This is a genomic window from Plantactinospora veratri (assembly GCF_036421995.1).
Lineage (GTDB): Bacteria > Actinomycetota > Actinomycetes > Mycobacteriales > Micromonosporaceae > Plantactinospora > Plantactinospora veratri.
Genome location: NZ_JAZGQL010000017.1, coordinates 113,632 through 128,162, shown reverse-complemented (window position 1 = coordinate 128,162; position 14,531 = coordinate 113,632). Strand labels below are relative to the sequence as shown.

The window sequence follows — 14,531 nt, the reverse complement described above, 5'->3', positions numbered from 1 at the left end:
AACGGATGTTGACGCGGGCCAGGGCACTGCTTGCCGCGACCGTCATCTACCTGGTCGGGCTGGTCGTCTGCGGGACGCTCCTCGGCGTACGGAACCTGTACGCCGGGGAGCCGCCCCTCGCCTCCGGCGAGCGGCTGGCCGGGACGGTGAGCGTCGGCGAGTGCGTCCGGATCGGCCCGGTCAGCACGTACGGCTTCGGCTACTGGTGGGACTGCGAGGTCACCGTCACGCTGCCGGACGGGCGGCAGACCAGCACGACCGTACGCCGGTCGACCGTCACCCCGGAGGACCGGGACCGGCCGGTGCAGCTCGTCGGACGCTGCGACGGCGCAGAGTTGGAGCGGTGCGCGTTCACCCGGAACGGCAATCTGTTCCTCGGCATCCTGCACTGGTTGGCCGCCCTGCTGGTGGCGGTGCTCGCGGCCGTCGTCGCCGTGGCCGGCGGGTCCGCCCTGCTGGTCGCGCTCTTGGGGCCGGATCTCGTCGAACGGTGGTTCGGCCGCTGGTCCCGCCGGCCGGCCGCGGCCGGACCTGTGCCGGTGCGCGGCGCACCGGCGGAACTGCCGGCGGGGACCGGTGTGTTGCGGATCGGGTTCGGATATCCGGAGCGGCTCGCGCCGATGTACGAGCAGTCCCGCCCACGGCTGCGGATCAACGGCGAGGAGGTCACCGCTGCCGACTGGTCGGCCCTGACCTGCCCGCTGACTCCGGGACCGCACCGCCTCCGGGTCAGCACCGTGCTGGACGGTGGGATGGAGATCGGGGCCGTCCGGCAGACGGTGCGGGTCTCGGACGGCGTCGAGACGGTTGTCGGGTACGAGGCCCCGGACGGACTGGTCGCACCGGGCGTGCTGCGTACCGCTCCCGGCGGGGAGTCCGCGCAGGACGAGCCGGAGGGTCGACCGGGCACGATTTTCCAGGTGTCGTTCGGCCGCCTGCTGCTGGCGGTGGTGCCGCTGAACCTCGTGCTGCTCTGCCTGCTGGCGGAGTTCCTCTGAAAGCGGCCGGGCCCCCCGGGCATCCGGCCGTACCTTCGCGGTGCAGCGCGGTCACGGGGTGGTCCTCCCGGCCCGCGACCGGACCGGACGAACCACCCCGCGGTGTCCGTGCCGTGCTCAACTTCCGTTCGAGGCTCCCGCGACGACCGCGATGAGGACGAACCAGAGCACGGTGAGTGCGGTGAAGACGATGCCGAGCCAGAAGCCCGCCTTCGCGAGTCCGCTGCCCTGCTCGCCGGTCTGCTGGATCTGTCGCTTGGCGACGACGCCGAAGACGATGCCCAGTGGTGCGAAGATGAAGGCGAAGACCAGGGAGAGGATCGCCATCACATTGGTGCCGCGAACCGCCCCGTCGGCCTGCCCGGCCGCCCCGCCCGTGGTTTGCGCTGCCATCTTTCCTCCTCGATGTGGCTGTCCACAGCAGACTTACCCAGACCGGCCCCTTCGATAACACTCGACGGCGGGCGGAGTGCGGTCGGAATTCTGGCCGGCGCGGGTCGTGGGCCGGTCGGACCCGCAGGCGGCCCGGCCGGCGGCAGCCGGCGGGGCCGTACCACCGATCCGTCGTCAGCCCTCGGCGGCGGCGTCGACCGGGGCGAAGCGCACCCCGTCCGCCGGGTCGACCTCGACCAGTTCGCCGTCCCGCAGCACGTACGCGACGTCGTGCCGGATCCTGGCGTGGAACTCCGCCCACTGGGCGTCGCCCCAGTCGCCGGGATCCGCCGGGTCGATCTCGTGGTACTCCGGGTGCACCGCGTGCCGGACCACGTAGACGACGTTCTCCCGCACCTCCAGCCGCCACCGGTCGTCCGGTTCCTCGCCCTCGGCCTCGATCACGCCGTCGACCACGTGGTCGAAGGTGAACTCCGCGAACTCCTCGGGATAGACCCGTCCGGGGATCGGGGCGGCGAGTTCCCCGGCGAGGGTCGCGCCCGGCCTGAGGAACGTGTCGATCAGGTACGCCATCCAGCGCTCGGCGTCGTAGAACTTCTCCTCCTCGTCCCAGCCGAGCGCGGAACCGTCCCCGGACGGCACCCACTGGCACCACAGACCGGGCTGCCCGGTCGGCGGCTCGCTGCCGTCGAGCACGTCCGGCTCGATGTCCTGCCCCGCGTGGCCGCCGCCGTCGACGAAGTACGGCCCCCTGGTCCGGTGCATGTGCCGGACCTCGGCGAACCGGGTCAGGTAGCGGAGTTCGGCCGCGTTGAGCGGTGGTGCGATGTGGACCTGGCCGCTGAACCTCGTCTCGTAACCCATGCCGGGTGTTCTACCCCAGGGGTCCGACCTCCGCCTCGATCGCCGCCCGCAGTTCGGGACCGGCGACCACCGCGCGGGCCGCCTCCATCGCCGGGGCGAGGAAGATGTCCGGCCCCGGCTCGCCGACGGCCTCCCGCAGCGCCGCCAGCGCCGCCCGGCCGGCCGGGGACGGGGTGAGCGGGGCCCGCAGTTGCAGGCCGCGTACCCCGGCGATCAGTTCCACCGCGAGCAGGCTGGTCAGGTTCTCCAGTACCGTACGCAGCTTCTTGGTCGCCGCCCAGCCCATCGAGACGTGGTCCTCCTGCATGCCGCTGGTCGGCAGCGAGTCGACCGAGGCGGGCGCGGCGAGCCGCCGGTTCTCCGCGACGATGCCGGCGGCGGTGTACTGGGCGATCATCAGCCCGGAGTTGACCCCGGCGTCGGGGGAGAGGAACGCCGGCAGTTCCCGGGACCGGGTGACGTCGAGCAGCCGGTCGACCCGGCGTTCGGCGATCGCCCCGACCTCGGCGGCGGCGATGGCCAGGAAGTCGGCGGCGAAGCCGAGCGGGGCGCCGTGGAAGTTGCCGGTCGACTCGACCCGGCCGTCCGGCAGGACCACGGGATTGTCCACCACCGCGAGGAGTTCCCGGCCGGCGACCTGGTCGACGAAGGCGAGGGTGTCCCGGGCCGCCCCGGCGACCTGCGGGGCGCAGCGCATCGAGTACGCGTCCTGCACGGCGTGCGACAGGTCGTCCCGGTGCGAGTCCATGATGGACGATCCCTGGAGCAGCCGGTGGATGTTGGCCGCCGAGAGCGCCTGCCCCGGATGCGGGCGGATGGCGTGCAGTTCCGGCAGGAACGGGCGCTCCGAGCCGAGCATCGCCTCGATGGCCAGGGCCGCCGTCACGTCCGCCATGGTGAAGAGGTGGCCGGCGTCGGCGACCGCCAGCAGCAGCATCCCGAGCATTCCGTCGGTGCCGTTGACCAGCGCCAGCCCCTCCTTGGCGGCGAGCGTCACCGGGCGCAGCCCGGCGGCACGCAGCGCCACCGCCGCGTCCTGCCGGCTGCCGTCCGGGCCGACCACCCAGCCCTCGCCGAGCAGCACCAGCGCGCAGTGTGCCAGCGGGGCGAGGTCGCCGGACGCGCCGAGCGAGCCGTGTTCCGGCACCCACGGGGTGATGTCGGCGTTGAGCAGGTCGGCGAGCGCCCCAGCCAGCTCGGGGCGTACCCCGGAGTGCCCGAGGGCCAGCGAGCGGATCCGGAGCAGCATCATCGCCCGGACCACCTCGCGGGGCATCGGGGCGCCCACCCCGGCGGCGTGCGAGCGGATCAGCGCGTGCTGCAACTCGGCCCGCCGATCCGGCGCGACGAAGGTGTTGGCGAGCGCCCCGAAGCCGGTCGAGACGCCGTAGACCGGACGGCCGGTCTGCTCGATCCGGTCCACGATCGCCCGGCTGGCCGCCATCGCGTCCAGTGTGGAGGGATCGAGGACGACGGTGGCGGTGCCCCGGGCCACCGCCAGCACGTCGGCCGGGGATATTCCGGTGGGCTGGACGGTGACGACGGGTCGGGTCACGGTTGACATTGCGGTACTCCGTTGTGCAGGACCTGGCTGATCAGTGGAACACCGGGCCGGTAGGCCAGGTGCAGATAGGAGGGCGCGTCGAGGATGCTCAGGTCGGCCGGTACGCCCGGCCGGAGCACCCCGGCGTCCGCGCGACGCAGTGCCCGCGCGCCACCGGCGGTGGCCGCCCAGACCGCCTCCGCCGGGGTCATGCCCATCTCCCGGACCGCGAGCGCGACGCAGAACGGCATCGACGAGGTGTACGACGAACCCGGGTTGCAGTCCGTCGCCAGCGCCACGGTCACCCCCGCGTCGAGCAGCCGCCGGGCGTCCGGGTACGGCGACCGGGTGGAGAACTCGGCACCGGGCAACAGCGTCGCCACCGTCTCCGACATCGCCAGCATGTCCACGTCCACATCGGACAGGTGCGTGCAGTGGTCGACACTGGCCGCGCCGAGTTCCACCCCGAGCTGCACCCCCGGCCCGGGACCGAGCTGGTTGGCGTGCACCCGCACCCCCAGCCCGGCGGCCTGCCCGACGGTGAGGATCGCCCGCGCGTGGTCGGCGTCGAAGGCACCCCGCTCGCAGAAGACGTCGACCCACTTCGCGTACGGCAGCGCGGCCCGGAGCATCGGCCCGCAGACCAGTCCGACGTAGTCGTCGGGGCGGTCGGCGTACTCCGGCGGCACCACGTGCGCGCCGAGGAACGTCGTCTCGGCGGTGAACTCGGCGGCGATCCGCAGCGAGCGGGCCTCGTCGGCGACGGTGAGGCCGTACCCGCTCTTGATCTCGATCGTGGTGGTGCCCTGCCGGACCGCCTCGGCGCGCAGCCGCCCGACGGTCTCCCGGAGCCGATCGTCGTCGGCGGCCCGGGTGGCGGCGACGGTGGTCCGGATGCCACCTCCGGTGTACGGCTCGCCGGCCATCCGGGCGGCGAACTCGGCGGCCCGGTCCCCGGCGAAGACCAGGTGGGCGTGGCTGTCCACGAAGCCGGGCAGCACCGCCCGGCCGCCGGCGTCGATCCGGTGGTCGGCGGCCGGGGCGTAGCGGGCCGGGCCGATCCAGGCCACCTCGCCCTCCTCGACCAGCAGCGCCGCCTTGCGGCGGATGCCGAGCGGCCCGCCCTCGCCGATCCCGGTGTTGGTGACCAGCTCCCCGATGTTGTCGATCAGCAGGTTCACGACGCCACCGCCCGGCCTGCCGCGGCGCGTTCGCCGACAGTGTCGGCCCGCCGGTTCACGACGTCACCGCCGCGATCGCCGCCGACAGCTCGGCCGGCACGTCGAGCCGGACGTGCCGACCCTCCCGGACAACCGGCCGGCCGTCGGTCAGCACGTCGGTCACGTCGGCCGCACCGGCCGTGAAGAAGACCCCGACCGGCGGCACCCCGGCGGTCCGGGCACTGTCCAGCCGGACGGTGACCAGGTCGGCCCGGTCCCCGGGCTCCAGCCGGCCGGCGTCCGGCCAACCCAGCGCGGCGTGTCCGACCTCCGTCGCGGCGCGCAACAGCTCGACCGGGGTGAAGTGGCCCCGGGCCAGGGTCGCCAGCCGCAGGTTCAGCTCCACCGCCCGGGCCTCCTCGAAGAGATCCAGCACGGCGTGGCTGTCGCTGCCGAGGCTGATCTCGACGCCCTCGTCGGCGAGCCTCCGGAACGGACCCACCCCGTCGGCCAGTTCCCGCTCGGTGGTCGGGCAGGCGCAGACCCCGGTGCCGCTGGACCCGAGCACCTCGACGTCCAGCCCGGTCAGGTGGGTGGCGTGCACCGCCGTGGTGGCCGGGCCGAGCACGCCGGCCTCGGCCAGCAACGCGGTCGGGGACTTCCCGTGGTACGCCAGGCACGCCTCGTTCTCGGCCGGCTGCTCCGACAGGTGTACGTGCAGCGGGGCGGCCCGCTCCCGGGCCCAGCCGGCCACCTCGGCGAACTGGTCGGCCGGTACCGCCCGAACGGAGTGGATCGCCGCACCGACCCGGGCGTGCGTACCGGCCGGGGTGAACGCGGCGGCCCGCCCGGCCCAGCGCGCCGCGTCCCCGTCGCCGAACCGCAGTTGCGGTCCGGTCAGCGGCTGACCGTCCACCGTGGCGGTCAGATAGCAGGTGTCCAGCAGGGTGAGCCGGATCCCGGCCTCGGCGGCGGCCTCGACCAGCGCCGCGCTCATCACGTTCGGGTCGGCGTACCGGACGCCGCCCGGGGCGTGGTGCAGATAGTGGAACTCGCCGACGCAGGTGATGCCGGCGAGCGCCATCTCGGCGTACGCGGCCCGGGCCAGCGCGAGGTAGTGCTCCGGGTCGAGCCGGTCGGCCACCGCGTACATCGTGTCGCGCCAGGCCCAGAAGTCGCCCCGGCCGCCGTGGCCGCGCCCGCGCAGCGCCCGGTGGAAGGCGTGCGAGTGCGCGTTGGCCAGCCCCGGCATGGTCAACCCGGGCAGCCGCCGCGCGTCCGTAGGCGGCACCGGCACCCCGGGCGTGACCGTGCCGAACCGGCCGTCGACCACCTCGATCAGCACGTCGGCGTCGGGCGCGGGGCGGTCCGGCAGCCAGGCGTACTCGGCGTGGTAGCGCGCCGGGTCGGTGCCGGTCATCCGGCGGCCAGGTGGGCGAGCAGGTCGGCCAGCCGGCGTACGCCCTCGGCGCAGTCGTCGTCGGTGGCCGCCTCGGCGGGGGAGTGCGACACCCCGGTCGGGTTCCGCACGAAGAGCATCGCGGTCGGCACGTGCTCGGCCAGGATCCCGGCGTCGTGCCCGGCGGCGGTCGGCAGCACCGGTACGCCCTCGGCGAGCACCTCGCGGAACGCCTTGACCAGTCCACCGTCGAACTCGACCGGCGGGCTGAGCGACTCCCGGGTGACCGTCAGGCTCGTACCGTCCCGGGTGGCCCGGTCGGCGGCCTTGGCGCGTACCCCCTCGACCAGCGCCTCCAGGGTGCCGGCGTCGGCGGCCCGGGCGTCCAGCCAGCCGCGCACCCGGGCCGGGATCGCGTTGGTGGCGTTCGGCGCCACCTCGACCCGGCCGATCGTCGCGTGCGCGCCGCGCAGCCGGGCCTCCTTGTTGGCGGCCAGCACCGTGAAGGCGTAGGTCAGCATCGGGTCACGCCGGTCCGCCATCCGGGTCGTGCCGGCGTGGTTGGCCTCGCCGGCGAAGTCGAGCCGCCAGCGGCCGTGCGGCCAGATCCCGCTGGCCACCCCGACCGGCGCGCCGAGGTCGACCAGGGCCCGGCCCTGTTCGACGTGCAGCTCGACGAAGACGCCGATCCGGCCCAGCAGCTCCGGCCGGGCCCCCGCCGGCCGGCCGCCCATCGCCTCGGCCAGGGTGACGCCGTCGGAGTCGGCCAGCGCCGCCGCCCGCTCCGGGTCCAGCGCGCCGGTGAGCAGCCGGGAGCCGAGACAGGGTACGCCGAACCGCGAGCCCTCCTCCTCGACGAACGCCACCACCCCGACCGGCCGGCGGAACTGGCGACCCTCCTGTCGGAGTGCCCGTACCGCCAGCAGGGCGCTGACGATGCCGAGCGGGCCGTCGTAGCCGCCGCCGTACGGGACGGAGTCGAAGTGGCTGCCGAGCAGGACGGCGTCGCCCCGCTCGGGCGGCGGCCCGTACCAGGCGATCAGGTTGCCGTTGCCGTCCGCCTCGATCGCGTGCGCCCCGTCGGCCTCCGCGACGCGCCGGAACCACCGCTCCAGCTCCCGTACCGGCTCCGTGAAGCCGTACCGGAGGTAGCCACCAGTACCCGGATCACGCCCGATCGGCGCGATCTCCGCCCAGAGCCGGCTGAAAGGCGGGGGCCCTTCTACAACAGAATCCGATAACAAGGGGCCCTTCCTTACACTTCGGCCGTGGGGATGCGGAGGTTGCCGCGGGTGGCGGCCGCGACCGCCTCCGGATAGCCGGCGTCGACGTGCCGGAGTACGCCCATCGCCGGGTCGTTGCTCAACACCCGTTCGATCTTCTGCCCGGCCAGCGGGCTGCCGTCGGCGACGCAGACCTGGCCGGCGTGGATGGAGCGGCCGATGCCGACCCCGCCGCCGTGGTGGATGCTCACCCAGGAGGCGCCGCTGGCGGTGTTGACGAGTGCGTTCAGCAGCGGCCAGTCGGCGATCGCGTCGGAGCCGTCGGCCATCGCCTCGGTCTCCCGGTAGGGGGAGGCGACCGAGCCGGCGTCCAGGTGGTCCCGGCCGATCACCACCGGGGCGGTCAGCTCGCCGCTGGCGACCATGTCGTTGAAGCGGACGCCGGCCAGATGCCGTTCACCGTGGCCGAGCCAGCAGATCCGGGCCGGCAGACCCTGGAAGGCGACCCGCTCGCCGGCCAGCCGGATCCACCGGGCCAGCGGTTCGTTCTCGGGGAAGAGGTCGAGCACCGCCCGGTCGGTGGCGGCGATGTCGGCCGGGTCGCCGCTGAGCGCCGCCCAGCGGAACGGTCCCTTGCCCTCGCTGAAGAGCGGCCGGATGTACGCCGGCACGAAGCCGGGGAAGGCGAACGCCCGATCGTACCCGCCGAGCTGCGCCTCGCCCCGGATCGAGTTGCCGTAGTCGAAGACCTCGGCACCGTTGTCGGAGAAGCCGACCATCGCGGCGACGTGCTTCACCATGGCCGCCCGGGCCCGCTCGGTGTACTCGGCCGGCTTCACCCGGGCCAGCTCGGCGGCGTCGGCCAGCTCCACCCCGTCCGGGACGTACGAGAGCGGGTCGTGCGCGCTGGTCTGGTCGGTGACGACGTCGATCTCGACGCCCCGGCGGAGCAGCTCGGGGAAGACGGTCGCGGCGTTGCCGACCACCCCGACCGAGAGCGCCCGCCGCTCCCGCTTGGCGGCGAGCACCTGGTCGACCGCGTCGTCGAGCGAGTCGGCGACCGTGTCGAGATAGCGGGTGGCGACCCGGCGGGCCAACCGCTCCGGGTCGACGTCGACGACCAGGCAGGCGCCGCCGTTCATGGTGACCGCGAGCGGCTGCGCCCCGCCCATCCCGCCGCAGCCGGCGGTCAGGGTCAGGGTGCCGGCCAGCGAGCCGCCGAACCGTTTGGTCGCCACGGCGGCGAAGGTCTCGTAGGTGCCCTGGAGGATGCCCTGGGTGCCGATGTAGATCCACGAGCCGGCGGTCATCTGGCCGTACATGGTCAGGCCGAGCTGTTCGAGGCGGCGGAACTCCGGCCAGTTGGCCCAGTCGCCGACCAGGTTCGAGTTGGCGATGAGCACCCGGGGCGCCCACTCGTGGGTCCGGAGCACCCCGACCGGCCGGCCCGACTGCACCAGCATGGTCTCGTCGTCGGCGAGCGTGCCGAGTGTGCGGACCAGCGCGTGGTACGACGGCCAGTCCCGGGCCGCCCGGCCGGTCCCGCCGTAGACGACGAGGTCGTCGGGGCGTTCGGCGACCTCCGGGTCGAGGTTGTTCATCAACATCCGCAGCGCCGCCTCCTGCGGCCACCCGACGGCGGTCCGGGTGGTGCCGCGGGCGGCGCGGATCGGCTCGGGCATGGCAACTCCTCCTGCGGTGGGAACGGTTCGATGCTGCTGTGCGGTGCGGGGCGGTGGGAACGGATCGGTGAACTGTCGAGGGCTATCCGACGAACAACTGGCGGCGGGCGGCGGACTGTTCGAACTCCTCCAGCCGGCGCTGGGCGTCGGCCGGTGCGGCGTCGCAGATCGCCTGGAGCAGCACCATCGACAGCGCCATCGGGGCGGTGTGCAGGTCGAAGACGAGTTGGGCGCCGACCGCGGCCGGCAGCACGATGTCGGCGTACTCGGCGGCCGGGCTGACCGCCGAGTCGGTGATCACCACCACCGACATCCCGGCCGCGCGGGCCTCCCGGAGCGCGTCCAGCGACTCCCGGGGGTAGCGGGGCAGCACGATGCCGAGCAGGGCGCCCGCCCCGGCCGCCCGGGCCTGCTCCAGCCGGTCGGTGAGCAGCGTCCCGCCGGAGTCCAGGACCCGTACGTCCGGATGCACCTTCGCCGCGAAGTACGCGAAGTATCCGGCGAGCGGGGCGGCGGCGCGCAGCCCGAGTACGACCAGCGGTCGGCTGCCGGCCAGCAGCGTACCGGCGGCGGTCACCGCGTCCCGGTCGGCGAGCTGCTCGGCGAGCCGGTCCAGGTTGTCGGCCTCGGCGCGGATCGCCCGCTGCGCCTCGTTGCCGGCGGGTACCCCGAGGTCGGGTCGGCCGGCACCGGCGGTGGTGATCTCCCGGAGCCGGCGGCGCAGCGCCGGATAGCCGTCGTAGCCCAGCGCGATGGCGAACCGGGTCACCGAGGGCTGGCTGACCTTGGCCAGCTCGGCGACCTCGGCCGCGGAGAGGTAGGCGGCGGAGGCGGCGTGCTGGACCAGGCTGTGCGCGATCCGGCGCTGGGTAGGCGTGAGCCGGACGCCCTGGAACAGGTCGAGCACGCGGTCCGTCGGCGGCGCCGCGATGACAGCACTGTCATTCACAAGAAGACTCTATGCATAAAATAATTCAGAGGGCAATGGCGCACCTCGAACGTGGTAAAACCTTCCGGGTGGACGGTACGAATTTCCGGCGTGCGATCGCCCGCACCCGCCTCGCCCCCGTTGCGGCGTTCCCCAAGCGGCTCATGCGGGTGGCCCGACACGACGCCCGGGTGATCAGCGTCTCGGCGAAGTGGCTGCTCACCTCCCGCGAGCACCACAACTACACCTACGACCTGACCAAACTCAGCCGGGAACACCTCGCCTGGTTCGTCAGCGTGACCTGCGACGTACCGGTCAAGCAGGTGCGGGCGTACCTCACCGAGATCGAACAGGACGAGCCGCTGCGGCAGCACATCGAGCAGGCCACCGCCGCCGCGGACCGGCGCGGCCTGGCCGACCGGCGCGTCCGGTACGCCCGCCGGATCGGCTGGTACGCGATCGTGCGGTCCACCCGACCCAAGCACATCGTCGAGACCGGGGTCGACAAGGGACTCGGCACCTGCGTACTCGCCTCGGCCCTGCTGCGCAACGCCGCCGACGGCGAGCCCGGCCGGGTCACCTCGCTGGACATCAACCCGGAGGCCGGTTACCTGGCCAAGGCCGAGCCGTGGGCCAGCGTGGTCGACCTGGTGATCGGCGACTCGCTCGCCTCGATCAAGGCCCTGGACCGCCCGGTCGACCTCTTCCTGCACGACAGCAACCACAGCACCGGGCACGAACGCCGGGAGTTCCAGGCCGTATCCCCGAAGCTGGCCCCCGGGGCCCGGCTGCTCACCGACAACGTCACGGTGACCAACGTGCTCGCCGAGCACGCCGAGAAGACCGGCCGCCGGTTCCTCGCCTACCGGGAGACCCCGGCCCAGCACTGGTACCCGGGCGACGGCATCGGCATCGCCTGGTAGCCGGCGGGCTGCGCACTCCGGGCGCGACGGCCCGAAACACCGACCATCGCGAGCGCTGTGGCAGGGTGAAGGCCATGCGGCTGGTCTCCCTGCACACGTACCCGGTCAAGGGCTGCTACCGGCTCGACCTCGACGCGGCCCGGGTCGAGCCGTGGGGCCTGGCCGGCGACCGGCGCTGGATGATCGTGGGCGACGACGGCATCGCCGTCACCCAGCGCCAGGTGACGGGCCTGGTGGCCATCCGCCCGGAACTCCGCCCCGGCGGCCTGGTGCTGCGTGCCGCCGGCCGGGCCGCGCTGGAGGTCGCCGAGCCGACCGACGGCGAGCCGATCGTGGTACGCGTCTTCTCGAACCTGCCGGCCGCGCCGGCCCGGCGGGCGGACCCGGCGGCCGACGACTGGCTCTCCCGGCTGCTCGACCGCAAGGTCCGGCTGGTCTGGCTGGGCGATCCGACGGTACGCCCGATCCCGGACGCCGACCTGGTCGACCCGGCCGACCGGGTCAGCTTCGCCGACGGCTATCCGCTGCTGCTGGCGAACCGCGCCTCGCTGGACGCACTCAACGAGTCCCTGCTCGAATCCGGCAACGCCGAGGCGCCGCTGCCGATGAACCGGTTCCGTCCCAACGTGGTGGTCGGCGGCGCCGATCCGTGGGCCGAGGACGGCTGGACCGGCCGCCGGCTGCGGATCGGCCAGGTGACGTTCCTGGTGGCCAAGCCCTGCGGCCGCTGCCTGGTCACCACCACCGACCAGGAGACCGGGGTACGCGGCCGGGAGCCGCTGCGCACCCTGGCGAAGTACCGCCGGATCAACCGGCAGTTGGTCTTCGGCCAGAACCTGGTGCCGGTGCCGGTGCCGGTGCCGGTGCCGGTGCCGGCGTCGGCGTCGGCGCCCGGTCCGGATGGTCTGGTGGGCACGCTGACCGTCGGCGACCCGGTGGAACTGGCGGGCTGACTCCGGCAGCCATCGGCACCGGTCGAACACCCTGGTCCGGGCCTTGCGAAAGGCGCGGCGGCTAGGGCAACATGCCCCGGATGATCGAGCCGGAGCTTCCCGACGATCCGAACGGTACGGACCGGACCGCTGCCGGCCCCGCCGGAGATGCCGGAGGTGCCGGAACCGCCGGCGGTGCCGTGCCGCCCGGCGGCGATTCCGCCCCGATCGGTCGGCCGGTCCGGCGAAGGGTGTCGCGGCGCTGGCTGGCCGGCGGGTCCGCCGCGGTGCTCGCCGCCGTCCTCGGGCTGGTGCTCGTCTGGCAGTTCTCCGACTCGGCCGCCTGCGCCGCCGCGCTGGCCGCGCCGCCGCTGGACCGTGCCGCGCCCCCGTCCGGCTCGACGGTCTACAAGGGGAAGGCGTCGCACTACGACGGGGGAGGCTCGGGCGGCAACTGCTCGCTGCCCGGTCCGCCCGCCAACCGGCTCTACGCGGCGCTCGGCTCCAGCCAGTACGCCGGCTCGGCCGCCTGCGGCAGCTTCCTCGACGTGACCGGTCCGAAGGGCACCGTCCGGGTGATGGTGCTGGACCGCTGCGGGGGCTGCACCAACAACAAGATCGACCTGTCCAAGCAGGCGTTCGCGAAGATCGCCGACCTTTCCGAGGGCATCATCTCGGTGCGTTACCGGGCGGCGGTCGACCCGCCGCTGCCCGGCCCGCTCACCTTCCGGCTCAAGAGCGGCGCGTCGCAGTACTGGTTCGCCGTGCAGGTGGGCAACCACGGGAACCCGGTGAGGTCGGTCGCGGTGAAGCGCGCCGGTTCGAGTTGGCGGGCGGCGAAGCGTGGCTCCGACAACTACTGGGTGATCGACGGCGGAATGGGCCCGGGGCCGTACTCGATCCGGGTGGTCGACGTCTACGGCCACGAGGCGGTCGGCACCGGAGTCCGGCTGGCGCCCCGACAGGTGCAGCGCAGCACGGTACGGATGTACCCGGCCACCCGGGCGGCCCCGTCGACCTCACCCGCCCCCGGCCCCAGCGCCACCCCGGTCCCGACCGCCGCGCCGACGCCCGCCCCGAGTACGCCGACCGGTGCCGACCCGGCCGGACAGCCGGTGGCCGGCGCTGCCGGCGGCCCGGTGCCGGTCGGCTGCGGCTGACCCGACACCCGGCGACGACGTCACCGACGCGTCCCGCGTCCCGGACACCCGGGTGGGCCACGGTCAGGCCAGCGGCAGCCACATCTGGATCTCGTCGCGGTCGTCGCCCGGCCCGACCCGGAGGGCCCCGGGCAGCCGGCCGACCTCCCGGTAGCCGAGCCGCCGGTAGAACTCCTCCACGCCCCGGCCGTCCCGGACGGTCAGGTGCAGCGCCTCCCAGCCCGCGTTCCGGGCCACCTGCTCGGCCTCGCGCAGCAGGGCCTGGCCGTAGCCGTACCCCTGGTGGTCGGGATGCACCATCACCCGCTTCAGCACGCACCAGTGCGACTTGAGGTGGAACCGGTTGTCGGTGAGGAAGAGCAGCGCGACCAACTCCTCGCCCCGGTAGCCGGCGAGCAGTTGGTCCGGTCCCTCGGTCGCCGCCCCGAGGGTGGCCAGCGCGATCGGCCGGACGTCGTCCTCGGAGACCGGGCCGACGAAGCCGACGGCGCCGCCAGCGTTGGTCACCGCCGTCCACAGTCGGACGATCTCGTCGCGCAGCTCGGGGGTCGGCGGCGGATCGAGTACGAAACGGATGCCCACGCGGCCATCCTCGCCGGCCCGCCGGGAGGCTCCGCCGGCCCGCGCGCCGGGCGTGACGGTGCTAACAAGTGCGGGAGAGGGGAGTCGAACCCCTACGCCCGAAGGCACAGGAACCTAAATCCTGCGTGGCTGCCATTACACCACTCCCGCTCGCGCTCAAAGTCTAGACCGCTGGCGGGCTCAGTCCAGGCCGAGGTCCCGACGGAGTTTGGCGACGTGCCCGGTGGCCTTGACGTTGTAGAGCGCCCGCTCGATCCGGCCCTCCTCGTCGATGACGAAGGTCGACCGGATCACTCCGGTGATCGTCCGCCCGTAGGACTGCTTCTCGCCGTACGCCCCGTACGCGACGAGCACCTCCTTGTCCCGGTCGGAGACCAGCGGGAAGGTGATGGCGTCCCGCTCGCGGAACTTCGCCAGCGCGGCGGGGGAGTCCGGTGAGATGCCCACCACCTCGTAGCCGGCGGCCTGGAGGGAGGCGAGCGAGTCCCGGAAGTCACAGGCCTGCTTGGTGCAGCCCGGCGTCATCGCCTTCGGGTAGGCGTAGAGCACCACCTTGCGGCCACGCAGTTCCTTGAGCGAGAGCGTCTCTCCGGTGTCGGTGGGCAGCGCGAAGTCGGGCGCGGCGTCCCCGGGGGCGAGGCGGATCGGCGAGGTCATGGCCACGACCCTATCGCCAGGTGGACCGGAGATTGCGGTTGGTGTACAGCTCTTGCAAGATATTGGCAATAGCGAAGCCCGAGTCCT

General features: G+C 73.6%; 14 protein-coding genes and 1 tRNA gene. 4 read left to right on the top strand and 11 right to left on the bottom strand.

Annotation, left to right across the window (positions count from 1 at the left end; translation table 11 throughout):
- Positions 1 to 5 precede the first annotated feature (5 nt).
- Entirely contained in the window at positions 6 to 998 is a 993-nt protein-coding gene (locus tag V1634_RS22410) for a DUF6346 domain-containing protein (protein WP_331209838.1), read from the top strand.
- Between the two features lie 117 nt (positions 999 to 1,115).
- Here V1634_RS22410 and V1634_RS22405 read toward each other — a convergent pair whose 3' ends face one another.
- From V1634_RS22405 to V1634_RS22370, 8 genes are all read right to left on the bottom strand, one after another.
- Positions 1,116 to 1,391: a DUF4190 domain-containing protein gene (locus V1634_RS22405; protein ID WP_331209837.1), complete on the bottom strand. Its 276-nt coding sequence runs from the start codon at positions 1,389 to 1,391 to the stop codon at positions 1,116 to 1,118.
- 174 nt (positions 1,392 to 1,565) lie between these two features.
- Positions 1,566 to 2,255, bottom strand: a complete 690-nt coding sequence (locus V1634_RS22400; protein WP_331209836.1) for a hypothetical protein — start codon at positions 2,253 to 2,255, stop codon at positions 1,566 to 1,568.
- 10 nt (positions 2,256 to 2,265) lie between these two features.
- The gene (hutH, locus tag V1634_RS22395) at positions 2,266 to 3,819 is read right to left on the bottom strand and encodes a histidine ammonia-lyase (protein WP_331209835.1); all 1,554 of its coding nucleotides are present in this window, start codon (positions 3,817 to 3,819) and stop codon (positions 2,266 to 2,268) included.
- Entirely contained in the window at positions 3,807 to 4,979 is a 1,173-nt protein-coding gene (gene hutI / locus V1634_RS22390; protein WP_331209834.1) for an imidazolonepropionase, read from the bottom strand. The genes hutH and hutI overlap by 13 nt, the downstream gene beginning before the upstream one ends.
- Before the next feature lie 55 nt (positions 4,980 to 5,034).
- Positions 5,035 to 6,378: a formimidoylglutamate deiminase gene (locus V1634_RS22385; protein ID WP_331209833.1), complete on the bottom strand. Its 1,344-nt coding sequence runs from the start codon at positions 6,376 to 6,378 to the stop codon at positions 5,035 to 5,037.
- On the bottom strand, positions 6,375 to 7,601 hold the full coding sequence (locus tag V1634_RS22380) for an allantoate amidohydrolase (RefSeq protein ID WP_331209832.1): 1,227 nt from the start codon (positions 7,599 to 7,601) through the stop codon (positions 6,375 to 6,377). Before V1634_RS22380 ends, V1634_RS22385 begins: the two co-directional genes overlap by 4 nt.
- Positions 7,602 to 7,612: 11 nt before the next feature.
- Entirely contained in the window at positions 7,613 to 9,262 is a 1,650-nt protein-coding gene (gene hutU / locus V1634_RS22375) for a urocanate hydratase (RefSeq protein WP_331209831.1), read from the bottom strand.
- An 82-nt stretch (positions 9,263 to 9,344) separates the two neighbouring features.
- A complete protein-coding gene (locus V1634_RS22370) occupies positions 9,345 to 10,211 on the bottom strand; it encodes a MurR/RpiR family transcriptional regulator (RefSeq protein WP_331209830.1) in 867 nt (288 codons plus the stop codon).
- A gap of 68 nt (positions 10,212 to 10,279) precedes the next feature.
- On the opposite strand from V1634_RS22370, the gene V1634_RS22365 reads away from it, so the two are divergent.
- From V1634_RS22365 to V1634_RS22355, 3 genes are all read left to right on the top strand, one after another.
- Positions 10,280 to 11,113 (top strand): class I SAM-dependent methyltransferase, encoded by an 834-nt coding sequence (locus V1634_RS22365; RefSeq protein ID WP_331209829.1) that lies wholly within the window; start codon positions 10,280 to 10,282, stop codon positions 11,111 to 11,113.
- Positions 11,114 to 11,187: 74 nt separating this feature from the next.
- Positions 11,188 to 12,066 carry an MOSC domain-containing protein gene (locus V1634_RS22360; RefSeq protein ID WP_331209828.1) on the top strand — a complete coding sequence of 293 codons (879 nt, stop codon included), beginning with the start codon at positions 11,188 to 11,190 and terminating at the stop codon, positions 12,064 to 12,066.
- A gap of 80 nt (positions 12,067 to 12,146) precedes the next feature.
- Entirely contained in the window at positions 12,147 to 13,205 is a 1,059-nt protein-coding gene (locus tag V1634_RS22355; RefSeq protein WP_331209827.1) for an expansin EXLX1 family cellulose-binding protein, read from the top strand.
- Between the two features lie 63 nt (positions 13,206 to 13,268).
- Here the strand turns inward: V1634_RS22355 and V1634_RS22350 are convergent, their stop codons facing one another.
- The 3 genes from V1634_RS22350 to bcp all read right to left on the bottom strand — a co-directional run bounded on the left by V1634_RS22350 (position 13,269) and on the right by bcp (position 14,444).
- A complete protein-coding gene (locus V1634_RS22350) occupies positions 13,269 to 13,787 on the bottom strand; it encodes a GNAT family N-acetyltransferase (RefSeq protein WP_331209826.1) in 519 nt (172 codons plus the stop codon).
- A 69-nt stretch (positions 13,788 to 13,856) separates the two neighbouring features.
- Positions 13,857 to 13,937 (bottom strand) — tRNA-Leu (locus V1634_RS22345).
- Between the two features lie 30 nt (positions 13,938 to 13,967).
- A complete protein-coding gene (gene bcp / locus V1634_RS22340; RefSeq protein WP_331209825.1) occupies positions 13,968 to 14,444 on the bottom strand; it encodes a thioredoxin-dependent thiol peroxidase in 477 nt (158 codons plus the stop codon).
- Positions 14,445 to 14,531 lie beyond the last annotated feature (87 nt).